This window comes from uncultured Cetobacterium sp. (genome assembly GCF_945952365.1).
In the GTDB taxonomy this organism is placed as follows: domain Bacteria; phylum Fusobacteriota; class Fusobacteriia; order Fusobacteriales; family Fusobacteriaceae; genus Cetobacterium_A.
Window position 1 is genome coordinate 1 of the sequence record NZ_CAMFHX010000012.1, and the last position, 16,528, is coordinate 16,528.

The following is a 16,528-nucleotide window of genomic DNA, read 5'->3' on the forward strand; positions in this document are numbered from 1 at the left end:
AAAATTACATCATTGCATTCTGCCAAAAAACCTACAATTTATTCTACCATTAACAGTATATCATATTTTATAGAAATAGGAAAGATGGAATGATATGAAAAAAGAGAGATTTAGAGGTGTTTTTTATAAATAATCTTATGCTATAATATTTACAAGTCTAAGATAGGAAGGGGAATTTTGATGACTATTAAATTAAAAATGGAGAAGTGGGGAGTATTACGTATAATTTATGCAGCATATTTACTATTCTTTTGTAAAGAATAGTAAAATCTGGGGTTTAAATTAAAAATAGCAAGGTTAACTTATACCTTGCTATTTTTAATTTCTTGTAATATAAGGTTATAAATATTCAACGGAATTTTTCCTTCTAATCTTCTAAGAAATTCTTTTCTATTATATTTGGAAAATTTAATATGTTTGTAGTCTTCTAAATCAAGAGCGTAGATTTCATTGTTTTTTAAAATGAAATTATCTAAGCTTAGATCACCGCAATAGATTTTATTTTTTAAAAGGATTAGTATAATATGAACATATTTGTTAATAATTTTAAGATCATTAGGATTTCTTTCTAAAAAATTTTCTAGAGATTCTCCATGTAGATTTGCAGTTTCAATATGATATTTTGAGTAGTTTATAACTATGGGTGTTTTGATGTTCAAGGAATTTAATAAATTACATATGTAATAGAAATTGTTGCCAGGATATAATCGTAAATTTATAAAAAATTTAAAACGATTTATAAGTTTTGGTGAAAATGTTTTGATAAATGTGTCAGTTTTTGAATTGTAGAAAACAGAGCTTCTGGCATGACTTACTATAATTTTCATATGTTATCTCCTTCATGTTATTAAATAACATTATTATAGCATAAAATGCCTAGCATGTTAAAAAAAAACTTAAAGTGTGCTACAATAAAATATAAAAATAAAAAATGAATATAAGGTAGGGTATAGAATGGAAAAATATTTATACAAGGATAAAACGCTATTTTATTATGATGAAAGATATAGAGATATTTTAAAAGCTATTTTAGATAGAAATATGAAAGTTCTAAAAATTTTAAAAGAAAATCGTAGAAGTTATATAGCTGTGGTTGATGTGAATGGGGAAAAGTATATAATAAAAGAAAGTAGAAATGAATATAGAATATTTCAAAGAAAATTAATGAGTTTATTTAAAAAGGGGGAGTTTGTAGTAACTTTAGAAAATATCCACAAAATGATATATGAAGAGGGCATGTTAGAGTATGCAGAACCTTTCGGAGCAGTTTTAGAGAGAAAAAACGGAATGATATCTTATAATCTTTTGCTAATGGAATATGTAGGTGAAGAGATATTTCCAGATAATTTTCAAAATATGATGAAAACTATTCAAAAGATTCATAAAAAAGGCTATTATCATGGAGATTTCAACCCTTCAAACTTTATTCTTAATTCAAGTGGAAAGATAAGAGTCATTGATACTCAAGGGAAAAAGATGGGGTTTGGAAACTATAGAGCACATTATGATTTAATAACAATGCAGATGGACAATTATCCTGAGATGATTTATCCATATAAAAAAAATATATTTTATTATGTAGCTTTGGGAATGAAGAAGTTTAAAAGAAATAAAATTGTAAGTGCTATAAAAGCTTTTAAAAATAGGATGAGAGATAGAAGATATAACGATTAGGAGATGAGTTATGAAAAAGAAGATAGTTTTTTCTATTGATACACTACTTGTAGGTGGAATAGAGAAAGTTTTAATTGAATTATTAAAAAATATCTCAAAAGAGAGATATGAAGTAACACTTTTAATAGGCTATAAAATGGATGAACTCGAGAAATTAAAAAATGAAATTCCTAAAGAGGTTGAAATAAAATATATATTAGAAGAGAATATTTATACCGATGGAAAAAAAAGAAAAGCTATGGGAACTTTAGATAAATTAGGAAAAATATTTTTTGAAGCGACATCATTTATTAGAAAAATAGCTTTTAAAAAAAGACTGCTGGAGTATGTAAAAGGTGCAGATACAGTTATTGATTTTGATATGACATTAGCGTCTTATGCAAAAGATGTAGATAAGAACATAGTAACTTTCTGCCATTTTAGTCCAAAAAATTATAATAGAGGAATAAAGAGAAGACAGGAAAGACATGGGAAAAAACTAGCTATGTACGATAAAGTTGTAGTTATATCTGAGGATATGAAAAAAGAAGCAGAAGAGATGTATCCTTTTTTAAGTAATAAGCTAGTAACAATTTATAACTCTTTTAATATTGATGAACTTTTAAGAAAATCTAATGAGAGTATAGATGAAAATGATAAAAAATTAATGGCTAAAAAGTATATACTTTCAATTGGAAGACTAGAAGAAACTCAAAAAGATTTTACTACACTGATTAAGGCTTATAAAAATGCTAGTAAAAAAATAGAGGAAAAATTATATATAATAGGTGATGGTAGACATAGAGAAAATTTAGAAAAACTGATTGAAGAACTTGATTTAAAAGATAGAGTGGTTCTTTTAGGGTTTAGGAAAAATCCTTATCCTTGGATAAAAAATGCAAGTTTCTTTGTTCATAGTTCTAAATTTGAAGGATTACCTACAGTTTTAATAGAGGCATCAATTTTGGGTAAAGCGATAATATCTACAGATTGTCCAACAGGTCCGAGAGAGATTTTACTTGATGGTGAAACTGGAATCTTGACTAAAATTGGAGATTCAGAAGATTTAGGAAAAGCAATAGAAAAAATGAGTCAGAGTGAAGAGTTAAAAGCTAAATATAGTATCTTAGCAAAAGAAAAATCAAAGAGATTTAGTTCAGAAGAAGTTATGAAAAAAGTAGAAATGGTTATTTAGGGGGGAGTTATGAAAAAAATAGTTTTTAATACAGACTCTCTTATATTAGGTGGAGCTGAAAAAATAGCTTTAGATTATGTTGCAATATTATCTAAAAAATATGAAGTTGAGTTATTAATAAATGAAGATAATGGAGCTGGGAATAAGTTAATTGAATCTATTCCAAAAAATGTAAAATATAGATATGTCGTATCTAAAGAGACAATTGAAAAAATAAATAGATATAGAGATAAAAAGAAAAATATTTTATATAAAATTTTATACAGTTATTTTTTAAAGAAAAGAAGAGCTGAGTATAAAAAAAATATAGTTCAAATATTAAAGGATATGGAGTACGATTATCTTTTTGATTTCTATTGCAAAATTCCTATAGAAAGTTTAGATCAAAGAGCAATTACTTTTTTACATTCAAGTTTGGGAGAACTTAAAGATAAAAAAAGAAAAGAGCTTCAGAAAAGATTTGATGCTGTAGGTAAAATTATTGTGGTGAGTGATTCTTTAAAAAATGAGGTTCAAAAGAACTTTAAGGAATATAATAGTAAATTGAAAAGAATATATAATTTCTTTGATTTTAAAAAGTTAAAAGAGTTATCAAAAGAAAAGATTGAGTATGAGAAAAAATATATTTTAGCATGTTCAAGGTTAGATAAAAACAAGGATTTAATAACATTAATTAAAGCTTTTAAAAGTATAGAAAGTAAGGTTGAAGAGAGTCTATATATAGTTGGGGATGGACCAGAATATAAAAATATTAATAATTTTATAAAAGAAAATAGATGTGAAGATAAAGTTAAAATGATTGGGCAACAATCTAATCCATATAAATGGATGAAAAATTGTGAACTTTTTGTCCACAGCTCTAAAAGAGAAGGATTTGGGATGGTTTTAGTTGAAGCTATGAGTTTTGGAAAAAATGTAGTTGCAACGGATTGCCCGATAGGACCAAGTGAAATTTTAGGAGAGGGAAGATATGGAGAGTTAGTATCTGTTGGAGATTGGAAGAAGTTAGGAGAATCATTAGTTATATCTTTAGAAAAAAAATCTAGATTTAATGAAGATAATATAGATAGAGCTTTAGAATTTTCAAAAGAGAACATAGAGGAAGAGATATATAACTTGATAGGAGAGTAAAGTATGAAAAAAGAGATACCAGTTTTAATGTATCATCAATTTGTAGATAAAGCATTAAAAAATAGTAAAGTGCATACCTATGTAACAGCAAAACAATTTGATTTACAGCTTAGAATGTTAAAACTTTTAGGATATGAAACTATAACCTTCAAGGATTTGAATAAAATAGGATTGGAAAATAGATTTAAAAAAAAGTATATAGTTTTAACTGTAGATGATGGTTATGTTAATAATTATGAATTTATGTTGCCAATATTGAAAAAGCATAATATGAAAGCTGTTGTTTATTTGGTTGAAGGGATTAAATATAACAGATGGGATGTAGAGAAGTTTGGTGAAAGTGAAAAACTACCTATAATGGAAACAGAGATGGTAAAAGATTTGATAAGAAGTGGTCTTATTGAGATTGGAGGGCATACTTATACTCATCCAAGCTTACCAAAGTTAACCTTGGAAGATAAAAGAAAAGAGATTGTTGAATCTAAAAAAGCGACAGAGGAGAAGTATGGAATAAAGCTAGTTAGCTTTGCATATCCTTATGGACATTTAGATGAAGAGAGTGTACAAGTTGTAAAAGAAGCTGGTTATAAATTTGCAGTTTCAACAGACACAGGAACTGGAGTTTTTACAGATAATTTATTTGATATAAGACGAAGTGGAATCGATAAAACAACTATTTTTGATTTTTTAAGAAAAATATCTTATAAATATTCTATTTATAAAGGAAGAAAATATTCACAAAAAAAAGAGAGAAGGTAATATGTTAAGTATAATTGTTCCAGTTTATAATGTAGAGAAATATTTAGAACAATGTTTAGATTCATTATTGAAATTGGATTTAGAAAAAGAGATTATAGTAGTAAATGATGGATCAAAAGATAAAAGTTCAGAAATTTTAAAAAAATATGAGAATATGAATTTAAATAATTTTTTAGTGATAAAAAAAGAGAATGAGGGCTTATCTGAAGCTAGAAATGTAGGGATGAGCTTAGCTAATGGAGATTATATCTATTTTATTGATAGTGACGACTTTTTGAATCCAGTTAAATTTGAAAAAATGTATACTGAAGGTATAAAAAATAAAGTTGACATAATAGTAGGGAGTGGAGTCTATTATTATGATTCTGGGAAGATTGAAAGTATAAAACGGGGACAAAGATTATGGGGAGCCTATGGTGCAGAGATTGGAAATATATTGCTATATCTTCTATCTAAGAAAAATTATGAAACAGTTGTTTGGCTCAATATTTATAAAAAGGATTTGTTAGAAAAAAATAATCTTAGCTTTGAAAAAGGTTATTTACATGAGGATGAAATTTTTACTCCACGAGCACTATATTATGCAAAGAGTATATATGTAGATTTAGATGAATTTTATTACTATCGTCAGAGAGAAGGAAGTATAGTTAGTTCGAAAGGAAAAAAATATCATGTAGATTTGAATCATATGGTAGATCTTTTGATTGATTTTACGCTGAAAGAGAATATAATAGATAGAAAATGGTGCGATAGAATTTTTTGGCTATATTATTCTAATTTGAGGGATGGGGGATACTATTCGCAAGCAACATATAAAAGGTTGGGTAAAATCAATTGTGGAATGAATTTATTGAAAAAAGTAAAGATTTATTTTGAAGTAAAATTCTCAAAGGGTTTAGAGGTAATATCATGAAGAGAAAAGTTCTAATAGTTATAGATTCATTGACTGGTGGTGGTGCTGAAAAGGTATTGTATGATATTTTAAAAAGATTGGACAAAGATAAATTTATAATTGATGTATTTTTATTTTCAAAAAGTGGAGTATATTTAGAAAGAGTAAAAAAAGAGATAAATAAAGTTTATGGTTTTGATCCGAAAATAAAAGATAAAACTAAATTAATAAGTTTAATAAAGAATCGTTGGAGAAAAATATATAGATTTCTTGTATTGAAAAAAATGATTCCGCTATTGCCAAATAACTATGATGTTGAGATAGCTTTTTTAGAGGGTGAAAGTACTAAGTTTATATCTGAAAGAAAAAACAAAGCAAAAAAAATAGCTTGGATTCATACTGATTTAGCAAAGCATAGAGTTTTAAGTAAGGAAGTAGAAAAGGAAGTTTATAAAGGAATAGATAAAATAATCTGTGTATCAAATGATTCTAAAAATAATTTTATAGAGATTTATCCAGAATTTAAAGAAAAAGTTGAGGTGATTTATAATTTAATAGCAAAAGATGAAATTTTAGAAAAGTCATCAGAATTAAATGAAAAAGCAAATCAACCAACCAAAATTACTATTATTTCTGTCGGAAGATTAATAAGTGTAAAAGGATATGATATTTTACTAAAAGCTCATAAAATAAATTTAAATTTAGATTTGGATTATAATTTAAGAATTTTAGGAGAGGGATCGTTGAAAGATGAGTTACTGCAATATATAAAACAAAGTAAAATAGAAAATAATACTGAAATTTTAGAGTTTAAAGAAAATCCATATCCATTTATGAAAAATGCGGATATATTTGTGCTATCATCTAGATACGAAGGGTTGCCTTTAGTGTTATGTGAAGCTCTAGTATTAGGATTACCTATCATTTCTACGAACTGTGTTGGACCAAAAGAGCTTTTAAAAAATGGAGAGATAGGAAAAATAGTTGAAGTTGAAGATGTAGAAAATCTAGCTTTAGCTATAAGAGAATTAATAGAAGATGAAGAGAAGCGAATTTATTATTCAAAAATGTCAAAAGACAGAGCAAAAATATTTGACGAGTCTGAAACAATAAGAAAAATTGAGGTAATACTTCAATAGTATGAGGGGGATAAAAGTGAAGGATTTGATATTAAAGTTAAGAAATAAGATTACTCTTGATAAAGGAAATGAGATAATTCAAGAAAATGGAATTAAAATTAGGGACTGTGTTATAAAAGTTAGAGGAAAGGGAAATAAGATTATTTTTAAAAAGAACTCTAATTTAAACAAGGTTAATATAGAGATAAGAGGTAATAATTGTACTTTAGAAATTGGTGAAGAAACAGTTATAGGTAAAAATACATATTTTTCTGTAAAAGGAGAAGCTAAAAGTATTGTTGTTGGAAAAGATTGTATGTTTTCTAGGAATAATAAAATAATGACAGATGATGGTCATGATATCTTTATGGATGGTAAAAAAATTAATGAATCTAAAAGTATAAAAATATGTGATGAAGTTTGGCTAGCAGATAGCTCAACAATTTTAAAAGGTGTTCAAATATCAAAAGGAAGTGTAGTTGGATTAGGGTCTTTAGTAACTAAAAGTTGTTTTGAAGAAAGGGTTATTTTAGTTGGAAATCCTGCAAAAATTATAAAAAGAGGAATAATATGGAAAAAATAATAAGATATAGAGATAAAATAGAAAAAGTAGGATTAGCTGGAGTATTTATATATGGAATATCTCTTGTGGCAGCAAAAGGTGGAGTTAATATAGGGTTAGCATTAATGACTTTATCGGCATTATTTTTTATAAAAGATTTGAAGTTAAATAAAATAGAGAAAGAATATAAATTTTTATTAATTATACTCTTTCTGACACCGATATTTGATATTTTTTCACCAGGTGGAGTGAAGTCTTCAAAAGAGAGTATAAGTCAAATGTATAGATTATTACCGTTATTTATAGCACCTATTTTTCTAACGTCTAAAGAGAGAATAGAAAAATTCTTATATCTTATAACAGGTTCGGTGCTAGTTAATTGTGTGTATGGATTAAATGTTTATAGATTAGCAAAATGGAACTTTAAATTAAGATATCAAAGCATAACGAATATAATGGATAGTGCCCATGCTCTTGTAGGGTTATCTTTTATAGTTTTAACATTGATTGTACTAGAAATAAAGAATAAAAAATATAAAAGATTAGCTTATTTACTGCCAGTATATTTTTTAAATTTAACATGTATTTTACTAGGACAAACTAGAGGAGCTTGGCTAGCTTTAATTGGTGGATTAGGAATATTTGCGTTATTGGGATTGACTAGAAAGATGTTATTTACAGTTATAGTAGGAATTACATTACTAATTGGATTTAATGTTAAAAATTTACAAAATAATAGGTATATTAAGAGGCTCCAAAGTATATCAAATGCCAAAAAAGATGATTCTAGTAAGATAAGACTACTTATGTGGGAGGCATCTACTGATATTTATTTAAAGCATCCTGTTTTTGGAGTTGGAAAAGATAATTCATCAAGCTATTATTTAGAATACTTTGAAAAAAATAACTCTTATAATAAGGTTGCAAAGTGGTCAGTTCCTATGATGAAAAGTGTTGCTACAGCAGGAAACCCTCATAATATGTATTTCGAAAACTTAGTAGATATGGGGGCTTTATTCTTTGGTTTATTAGCTTTTTGGGGGTATATACTTTATATCGCTTTAAAAGCAACGATAAAAAGTGAAAAGAATAGTGATGTTTATTGGTTATATTTAATGTCAACCTCGATGATAATAGCATACTATATAACTGGATTAACAGAGGCTTCGTGGGGGAATTTTATAAAAAGACACGTATATCTAGTAGCTATAATTGTTTATATATCTAATAAGAGGTTAAGTAATGCTCAAAAGTAAAAAGAGAATTTGTAATATTTTTTATATAAAGACTAGTTATACACTTATGATTGCATTACTACTTTTAGATAAAAATAGGCGTGGTAGATATTTTATATTGAGTGATTCTATTTCCAATAAAATAAAAAATGAGATTTTGAAGAGATACGAAGGAATTTCTATAGATGAAAGAATTTCTTCAAAAAGATTTGGAAAATATTTAAATAAGCTAACTATAGCAGGAAAAGTTAATAAAGTAAGAAAAAATATATCTAGAAATTCTATAGTTTACGGATATATTTATAATACTTTTTTAGGGGATATATTAAAAAGTAAGTTTAGATATTGTATTTTAGAAGATGGATTAGCTAATTATGAATTGAAACATAGAAATAAAAAAAAGATTAACTTTAAAAACTTTTTATTAGGTGGAAGTCTTTTTGAATATGAATCTTATGGAGTTGGAGATGAGACCAAAAGAATATATTTAACAGGATTAGCTGAAATACCAAAAGAGATAAAAGAGAAAGTTGTATTGGTTAATTTAAAGGAGATGTGGGATTTGAAGAGTGAGGATGAAAAAAAAGAAATCCTAGATATTTTCTCGATTTATCCTTCAGAAATAGAAGTGTTAAAGAATGCAAAAAATATTTTATTCACTCAGCCACTATCAGAAGATAGTATTCTTTCAGAAGAGGAAAAAGTAGAGTTGTACAAAAAAATAATGAGAAATTATTCAGAAAAAGAGGTTTTAATTAAGCCTCATCCAAGAGAAAAAACAGATTATAAAAAAGTTTTTGAAAAAGCAACTATCTTAAAAAGAGAAATACCATTTGAATTGCTTGTATTACTAGGTGTTAAATTTGAAAAAGCAATAACAATATTTTCAACAGCAGCATTTTCTTTAGGAGAGAAGGTAAAGGTAGATTTTTATGGAACAGAGATTCATCAAAATATATATAAAAATTTTGGAAGTTTAGAAAATATAAAGATAGAGAGAAGAAAGTTAGAGGAATAAAAGTGTATAAAGATAAAAAAATATTAGCTATAATCCCAGCAAGAGGTGGAAGTAAGGGTATTCCTAAGAAGAATATAATAGATCTATTAGGAAAGCCATTACTTTATTACTCTATTAAGGGCGCTAAGGAATCAAAATATCTAGATAAGATAGTCGTTTCAACAGATGATAAAGAGATTGCAGAGGTAACAGAATCTTTAGGAATAGATGTTCCTTTTTTAAGACCAAAGGAGTTGTCACAGGATAACTCTAAAAGTATAGACGCTTTTATTCATTCAATTAAAGAGATAGAAAAATTAGGTAAAAGATATGACTATATTCTTTTATTACAAAATACGAGTCCTTTGAGACAAAGTTGGCATATCGATGAAGCTATAGAAAAGCTTTTGGAAAGTGACGAAAGAAGTCTAGTTTCAGTTTCAGAAGTGACTGAGCATCCTTGCATAATGAGAACCTTAGATGAAAAAGGAAATACATTACCACTAATCTCTATGACAGGAGATATGAGAAGACAGGATTTTCCACCTATATATATAGTTAATGGAGCGATATATATTCAAAAAAATGATGAACATTTAAATTTGAATACAAACTTGAATGGTGGTAAGTTAGCTTATGTTATGGAAAGAGAGTATTCTGTAGATATAGATGAATATTTAGATTTAGAGATAGCAACACATTATTTAAAAAGAATGAAAGAAGAGAATCTATGAATTGGGATTGGTTGAACTGGATAGTTATTTTTATTTATTTTTCAATAATATTAGGAATTGGAATCTATTTTAACAGAAAAAATAAAAATACAGAGGATTATTTTAGAGGCAGTGGAAGCATTCCAACTTTAGTTACAGCTTGTAGTATCTATGCGACATCATTATCGTCACTTTCTTTTATTGGAATTCCAGGCTCTGTATATAAAAATGGATGGATAATGGGAATGGCACCACTTGGAATTATTTTAATGGTGATTTGGGCAGCTGAAACCTTTGTTCCATTTTTTAGAGAGTTAAAAGTTGAAACTGCATATGAATATTTAGAGATTCGATTTGGAAAAGAGTTTAGAGTTATAGGAAGTTTATCTTTTATAATCTTTCATATAATTAGAATTGCAATAATTTTATATTTACCAGTATTAGCTTTAGGTATTGTTCTACCGAGTATAAATCCAACTGTTTTAGTAGTTCTAGTTAGTAGCTTTTGTATAGTTTATACATCTTTGGGTGGAATAAAAGCTGTGGTTTGGTCTGATGCATTTCAAACAATAGTTTTACTTTTAGGAGCGAGTGTTATAATATTTCTAGGAATCTCTTCAATTCCTAAAAATGTAGATATTGTTGAAATTTTTAGTATGAAGGATATGATAAAAAGTCCTGAGATATTTAAAGTAAGTTTTAGTGGAAAAACTTTATTAGGAATGATTGTAGGAGGTTTTTTAAACTCTATATATTCATATGTTGGAAGCCAAGATATAGTTCAAAGGTATGCAACAACAGAATCAACGAATGAAGCTAAAAAAAGTTTATATATGAATATTCCTTTGTTGTTAATCAGTATTTTTATATTTGTTGGTATGGGATCTGGATTATATATGTTTTTTAAGTATTCAGTAACCTTACCACAAGATATAGTTGGAAATGCGATACTGCCATATTTTGTTATAAACTATATTCCAAAAGGATTAAGCGGCTTAGTTATAGCAGCTATTTTTGCAGCAACTCAATCTACAGTTTCTTCGAGTTTAAACTCTATAAGCGTTTGCATAACTTCAGATTTATTGAAGAGTGTAACTAAATGCAGATGTGAAAAAATAAAATTGAAAATAGCTAAATGTATGAGCTGGGCTGTTGGAATTTTAAGTTCTTTACTTGCTTTGAGATTTTTAAAAATAGGTCAGAGTGATATATTTTTATATTTCCAATCGATTACAGGTTTGTTAGGAGGACCAATAGCAGGGATATTCTTAGTTGGAATATTTATAAAAAAAGCTGACAGATATTCAGCATGGGTAGGATTTTTAGTCTCTTTATTGACTGCTTTTTATATTGGAAATCCCATGAAAATTATGAATATATTTTCATGGTATAGAGAGCCAAAAGTTTTTGAATTTTTAATCTCTTTATTTGTAATTGGAAATTGTGTTTTATCAGCGTGGATAATAAGTTTTATGAGAGCTAAGGATTAAATCCCTAGCTCTTTTTTTAATTTTTCAGAATAGATATCCACGATATTGGCATCATATTTTGTGCAATCCTTTTGGAACTTCTGAAGAATCTCTTTTGGATTACAGCTACCGATCTCTTTGAAATAGCTCAGATAGTAGTTATAATTTCCTACAACAACTCTACGAGTTTTCTCATCATCAGAGATGTTACTGCTTTCATCTGAAATTTGAGTTCTAAATTTCCAACGTCCATTTATCGCTAACACAAGACCAGCGTTTATATCCTTACAAAAGTTCTTTTTATACTCTAGCAGTATTCGTTTATAGATATTTTGAAACTCCTCTAGAGTTAGATTGGGATTAGCATTTAGGATATTGGCTGCTGTCTTTTCATCTACAACAGAACATATAAACTCTCTAAGAGTTAGTTTAGTATTTTTTTTGTTTAGATTTTTTTGGTTAGAAATAGTCTTAGTAATATCTTTATTAGTATAGGGGGCATTTTCCAGTTGTGGAGTATCCACATCTGGAATACTCATATCTGGAATATCCACATGTGGGATATCCATATCTGGGGAAGTGGGTAGTGGTGCAATCAAAGGAAGTTGCGAAGTAGATTCCAGAGCACCCTCAGGAAAAGTTTCTTTCAGAAGTTCTTTACAATCAAACATGTAGTAAAAAACTTTCTGTTCGCCCTTTTTAGCAAACTGGACATTCGTCAGTTTGTAGATATACCCATTTTTTTCGAGTGCTGAGAGTAGTTTCAACACTCGATCCTTACCAATTTTTAACTCTTTCATAAGCCCATTTGGATTTATATTCCAATCAGGTGGCTTTGAAAGCAGCAAAGTCGCGAAACCTAGAACCTCTAGGTTGTATTTACAGTTGTGAATAATTTCATTATATAGTTGAGTATAGTTGTTTATACTGTTATTTTTTATTATATATCTCATAGTCCCCCTTTATATAATTTTTATAGTATCGGTTACATAAAAGTTTTCCGACCTCTAGGATAAAAAGCATCTCCGAGTTATTGATAGCATATTTACGGATATTTTTATTTTTTATATTTTCATCTAGAGTAGCTTCATATATAGGCAGAGTTTTTAAAATTATTGTTTTAGGTTGAATTTCACCAAAATTTTCAAGTAGAAGTTGATTAAAAATAACTGAAAAATTATCAAATGTAAGGTTAGAAGGTAAGCAGTTAGAATTTTTTCTTAAAAAATCACAAAAGTTTTCTTTAGGAAAGTCATCACTTTTTTTCATCACTCTTTTCTTCATTAAATCGCCTCCGCTATTAAGAATTGAATTAAATCCTCTTTTTTAAAATAATAGATATTACTAGTTTTGTAGGCTATAAGTTTGTTAGTGTTGATTATTCTTCGAATAGTAGAATCAGATTTGTTAAGAAAATTGATAAGTTGCTTTATACCAAAAAAATCGTCAAGTAGATGAACTAGTTCATAAAGTGTTTTCATAATACATCACCTCTAAATTTTTTTATGGTCATTAAAAGGACCATTAGTAAGAATATAATATGAAAAAAGTAAAAAATCAATATTTGTATTACGTTTTTTTTCTAAACTAGTCAAAAATAAAAATAGTATGAAAATAAAAATAGTATTTTCTAAACTAGTCAGATTTTATGACTTTGTTTTTTTCTTGTGATATGATTAAACCATCTCGAGAGAAAAAGTAAAAATAAAAATTTTAGGAGGTAGTAGAATGACAAACCAAGAAGCAAAATGGATTTTAGAGGCTGAGATTGAGAAGAAAAAGAAGTCGATAGCAAATGAGAGTAATTTTTTAAGAGAACTTACAGATGACAGATCAGTTTTAATGTATATTGAGATTCTGCAAAGCGAAGGAAAGCCACTACCAGCAGGTTCAGGATATGATTCATACACAGAGTGGAAAACTCAGATAGAGAAGGAGATCAAATCAGGAGAGACATCTTTAGTTAGAATAGAGACAGAGAGAGCAGAGCTTAGAGCATTTGAATTTTTCGTAGAGAATGCACCATTAGTGGATAGTCCATCAGAGGCCTAGGCCTATGGTAAAGATACTAAAAATATTATATATAATCCTTTCAATAGCTGGAATGGCAGTTACAGGAAGCAACACCTTAGTGTTAAAAGATATCGGAGTGAAGGTGAGTAAACTAAACAGTGTTCCTCAAGTAACTTCACACTCGCAGATACATATAAATTAAATAAAAAGGGTCTAGGATATTTCCTAGGCCTTTTGTCTTTAATTAGATTACCAAAATCATTCTTAAAATTCGAATAGAATACAAAAAAATATTTTAAAAGATACTTCTTGAAGGTTTTTTAAATAAAAATAAAAAAGTTTCTACTTTTTTTAGTGTTAGAAAAATGTTATAATATTTCTGGAAAATAAAATTTTAAAAGGGAGAGGAAAGGATGAAGCACGAAGTTTCTACAGAATTTAGGCACGATGACGACGAGATTGATTTAATCGAGTTGTTGATGATACTTGTAAGAGAGAGAAAAACGATACTTATTACAGCGATAGTGGTTACGTTTTTATCATTGGGTGGGGCACTTTATGAAAGAAATATCTCTAAAAGAGCAGAGGTTATATTAACGCCAAAAAGTTCAACTTTTGGAGAGAGTAACTTTTTAGTAGCTGGTGTACTAGAAAAGGTGTATTCTGAAAATGATATAAGAGTAAAACAGAAGCTAACATTGGATGAATTCCGTGGTAAATTTAAAATAGAGGGCGTTGTACCAAAATCTATTCAAGATAGGCAGGCGTTTTTAGCTAAAAATGCAGAGACGTTAACATATAATCCAACATCATATAAGATTAGTTTAAGAGTTGGAAGTATATCAGAAAGTGAAAGAGTTCTTCAAAACTATGTAGAAAACTTAAACTCTTACTACAGAGAGCAACGTGAATCAACATATAGATTTAAAGAGTTTGACACAGGTATTTTAGAGGATAGCAGATATAACTATCAGGATTATATCAGAATTTTAGAATCTAGAAAGTCAGCACTAAAAGATTTGATAGATGGAAGAGAGACTTCGAGATTAGATTATGTTTCTTACGGATTTGGATATAGAGAGATAAGAGTAGCGCTAGAAAATTTAGAGGGAATTAGAATCCAAGAGTTAAAAAACTACCTTTTAGCGACTAATATAGTTAGAGATAAAGAGAAATTTAGAAGTGAGTTTATAAATAGAAAGTTTAGATTGGAAAACAGCATCAAAGAGAAAAAAGATGAGGCTTTAAACTATAAAACTTTGGTGGATAATTATAAGTTTGAAAACAACGATATGATAGTTCCAAAAGGTGTAAAGATTGCTTTGGGGGATAACGCTAGAGAGAGATATTACACAGAACTGATGTCAAGCTATTTAAAAGCAGAGAGTGAATCTCTGAATCTTCAAGAGGAGTTAAAAGAGTTGATCTATATAAACAAAAACTTAAGAGTGGCAAATGCTACTGAGCAAGAGTATATAGTGGAAAGATTAAAGATGATAATAACAGATTATAACGCGATAGTGGATAGAGCTAATAGATTGGAAGCAAAAGAGAACCATATAGACAATGGAAAATTGATTCAAGTTGCAGCTCCAGTGGAGATAGCTTCAAATTCAAAAGCAAAGCTTATTTTAGCGGTTGGAGTTGTAATGGGAGTGTTCTTAGGGATAATGATGGCGTTTCTTAAAAACTTCTATTCATCGTTTAAAAAAGCTAGTAAAGGCTTAATGGCGATAGGGATGATCTTCTTTATCGGTGTAAATTCATACTCGAAAGAGGAGGTTGTAATAGGGTTTACTCATAAAGAGATGAAGCAGGGATTGAATCCAGATAGAACAGCTTTCGATTTGTATGATGTTTTACTGAAGGGATATCTAGTGGATAAACTTGGATTACCTATAAGCGAGATGAAGGATGTGAGTATCTCACCAATCTTCCCGATAGATAGTTTAAAAATGGTAGAAAACAGATTGAAAGATGGAGAGAGTGGATATCTTTATATTCCTACAGAGTATAGAGTGACTCTGAATTTAAAGGATTCTAAGATGGAGAAAGAGATGAAGGAGAAGTTAGTATTAGAGTTTCCAACATTCTATATAAACTACTTCTTAGAGATAAGTACAGCAAAGCACCCTGATTACTTAGATCAGTATGACAACTATAGAGATACAATGAAAGCCTTAACAAATCTGATGAATGGGCTAAAAGCTGAGATTGAACAGAGAAAGGCTAATGCACCAACAAAAGAGATATTCTATGAGTATAACAACTTAGGAGTAGAGCTGAGTAAAACAAGTGACGTGAGATATAGAGATACAGTTAACTTTATAAGATCGAATCATCTGGTTAGAGATATCGCACTAGAAAAGATATTTTTAACAGGAGAGAACAGATATATAAATCTAACTTTAGAATCTCTGGCTAGCAAAAAGAAGACATATGTAAATATATTGAAAAACTATACAACAGGAGAGCGTAGCGCTTCTATTTTAGAGAGTGGAGATCTAGCTATGAGTGCTGACTCTGGGTTACGTGAAAAGCAGTATATAGATATATCGAAAACATATGTAAACAATCTGAATGCTGAGAATAGTTTAAAAATCAGATTATTAGAGAATGAGCGTAACTTAAAAGAGATGAGACTACCTACAGAGGTAGAGATGGATAGATTGAAAAGAGAGTTTAAAGAGGTTCAAGAGGAGCTGAACTCTATCGTGGATAGAATGGTAGCCGTTGAGCTGAGAGACTACAGAAGAGAGTATGTAGGAAGTGTAAAGGTATTTTAATTTAG

Annotated in this window: 18 protein-coding genes; 14 read left to right on the forward strand and 4 right to left on the reverse strand. The window is 28.5% G+C overall.

The window, feature by feature from the left end:
- Positions 1 to 302 precede the first annotated feature (302 nt).
- Positions 303 to 827: a hypothetical protein gene (locus Q0O83_RS05735; protein ID WP_294095006.1), complete on the reverse strand. Its 525-nt coding sequence runs from the start codon at positions 825 to 827 to the stop codon at positions 303 to 305.
- 127 nt (positions 828 to 954) lie between these two features.
- On the opposite strand from Q0O83_RS05735, the gene Q0O83_RS05740 reads away from it, so the two are divergent.
- Genes Q0O83_RS05740 through Q0O83_RS05790 form a run of 11 tightly spaced genes read left to right on the forward strand, consistent with a single transcriptional unit; the run spans position 955 to position 11,745 of the window.
- Positions 955 to 1,674, forward strand: a complete 720-nt coding sequence (locus Q0O83_RS05740; RefSeq protein WP_294095007.1) for a lipopolysaccharide core heptose(II) kinase RfaY — start codon at positions 955 to 957, stop codon at positions 1,672 to 1,674.
- 10 nt (positions 1,675 to 1,684) lie between these two features.
- The gene (locus tag Q0O83_RS05745; protein ID WP_294095008.1) at positions 1,685 to 2,848 is read left to right on the forward strand and encodes a glycosyltransferase; all 1,164 of its coding nucleotides are present in this window, start codon (positions 1,685 to 1,687) and stop codon (positions 2,846 to 2,848) included.
- Positions 2,849 to 2,857: 9 nt separating this feature from the next.
- Entirely contained in the window at positions 2,858 to 3,979 is a 1,122-nt protein-coding gene (locus tag Q0O83_RS05750) for a glycosyltransferase (RefSeq protein ID WP_294095009.1), read from the forward strand.
- A gap of 3 nt (positions 3,980 to 3,982) precedes the next feature.
- Complete coding sequence (locus tag Q0O83_RS05755) at positions 3,983 to 4,738, forward strand: polysaccharide deacetylase family protein (RefSeq protein ID WP_294095011.1); 756 nt, start codon at positions 3,983 to 3,985, stop codon at positions 4,736 to 4,738.
- A gap of 1 nt (position 4,739) precedes the next feature.
- A complete protein-coding gene (locus Q0O83_RS05760; RefSeq protein WP_294095013.1) occupies positions 4,740 to 5,651 on the forward strand; it encodes a glycosyltransferase in 912 nt (303 codons plus the stop codon).
- Positions 5,648 to 6,769, forward strand: coding sequence for a glycosyltransferase (locus Q0O83_RS05765; protein WP_294095016.1), 1,122 nt, complete (start codon positions 5,648 to 5,650; stop codon positions 6,767 to 6,769). Before Q0O83_RS05760 ends, Q0O83_RS05765 begins: the two co-directional genes overlap by 4 nt.
- A gap of 16 nt (positions 6,770 to 6,785) precedes the next feature.
- Positions 6,786 to 7,331 (forward strand): acyltransferase, encoded by a 546-nt coding sequence (locus Q0O83_RS05770; RefSeq protein ID WP_294095018.1) that lies wholly within the window; start codon positions 6,786 to 6,788, stop codon positions 7,329 to 7,331.
- Positions 7,319 to 8,566 (forward strand): O-antigen ligase family protein, encoded by a 1,248-nt coding sequence (locus Q0O83_RS05775; protein WP_294095019.1) that lies wholly within the window; start codon positions 7,319 to 7,321, stop codon positions 8,564 to 8,566. The genes Q0O83_RS05770 and Q0O83_RS05775 overlap by 13 nt, the downstream gene beginning before the upstream one ends.
- Positions 8,553 to 9,563 (forward strand): glycosyltransferase family 52, encoded by a 1,011-nt coding sequence (locus tag Q0O83_RS05780; RefSeq protein WP_294095020.1) that lies wholly within the window; start codon positions 8,553 to 8,555, stop codon positions 9,561 to 9,563. The genes Q0O83_RS05775 and Q0O83_RS05780 overlap by 14 nt, the downstream gene beginning before the upstream one ends.
- Positions 9,564 to 9,565: 2 nt before the next feature.
- The gene (locus Q0O83_RS05785) at positions 9,566 to 10,276 is read left to right on the forward strand and encodes an acylneuraminate cytidylyltransferase family protein (RefSeq protein WP_294095022.1); all 711 of its coding nucleotides are present in this window, start codon (positions 9,566 to 9,568) and stop codon (positions 10,274 to 10,276) included.
- A complete protein-coding gene (locus tag Q0O83_RS05790) occupies positions 10,273 to 11,745 on the forward strand; it encodes a sodium:solute symporter (RefSeq protein ID WP_294095024.1) in 1,473 nt (490 codons plus the stop codon). The genes Q0O83_RS05785 and Q0O83_RS05790 overlap by 4 nt, the downstream gene beginning before the upstream one ends.
- On the opposite strand, the gene Q0O83_RS05795 is transcribed toward Q0O83_RS05790, so the two are convergent.
- From Q0O83_RS05795 to Q0O83_RS05805, 3 genes are read right to left on the reverse strand one after another with little or no spacing between them, the layout of a single operon-like run.
- Positions 11,742 to 12,677: a hypothetical protein gene (locus Q0O83_RS05795; protein WP_294095027.1), complete on the reverse strand. Its 936-nt coding sequence runs from the start codon at positions 12,675 to 12,677 to the stop codon at positions 11,742 to 11,744. The two genes, Q0O83_RS05790 and Q0O83_RS05795, sit on opposite strands and share 4 nt — an antisense overlap.
- Positions 12,655 to 13,008, reverse strand: coding sequence for a hypothetical protein (locus Q0O83_RS05800; RefSeq protein ID WP_294095030.1), 354 nt, complete (start codon positions 13,006 to 13,008; stop codon positions 12,655 to 12,657). Before Q0O83_RS05800 ends, Q0O83_RS05795 begins: the two co-directional genes overlap by 23 nt.
- Positions 13,008 to 13,205 carry a helix-turn-helix domain-containing protein gene (locus tag Q0O83_RS05805; protein WP_294095032.1) on the reverse strand — a complete coding sequence of 66 codons (198 nt, stop codon included), beginning with the start codon at positions 13,203 to 13,205 and terminating at the stop codon, positions 13,008 to 13,010. Before Q0O83_RS05805 ends, Q0O83_RS05800 begins: the two co-directional genes overlap by 1 nt.
- A 247-nt stretch (positions 13,206 to 13,452) precedes the next feature.
- Here Q0O83_RS05805 and Q0O83_RS05810 point away from each other — a divergent pair, with 247 nt between their 5' ends.
- The 3 genes from Q0O83_RS05810 (at position 13,453) to Q0O83_RS05820 (ending at position 16,523) form a co-directional block, all read left to right on the forward strand.
- Entirely contained in the window at positions 13,453 to 13,776 is a 324-nt protein-coding gene (locus tag Q0O83_RS05810) for a hypothetical protein (protein WP_294095035.1), read from the forward strand.
- 4 nt (positions 13,777 to 13,780) lie between these two features.
- Complete coding sequence (locus Q0O83_RS05815) at positions 13,781 to 13,939, forward strand: hypothetical protein (protein ID WP_294095038.1); 159 nt, start codon at positions 13,781 to 13,783, stop codon at positions 13,937 to 13,939.
- Between the two features lie 211 nt (positions 13,940 to 14,150).
- The gene (locus tag Q0O83_RS05820) at positions 14,151 to 16,523 is read left to right on the forward strand and encodes a Wzz/FepE/Etk N-terminal domain-containing protein (protein WP_294095041.1); all 2,373 of its coding nucleotides are present in this window, start codon (positions 14,151 to 14,153) and stop codon (positions 16,521 to 16,523) included.
- Positions 16,524 to 16,528: the final 5 nt, after the last annotated feature.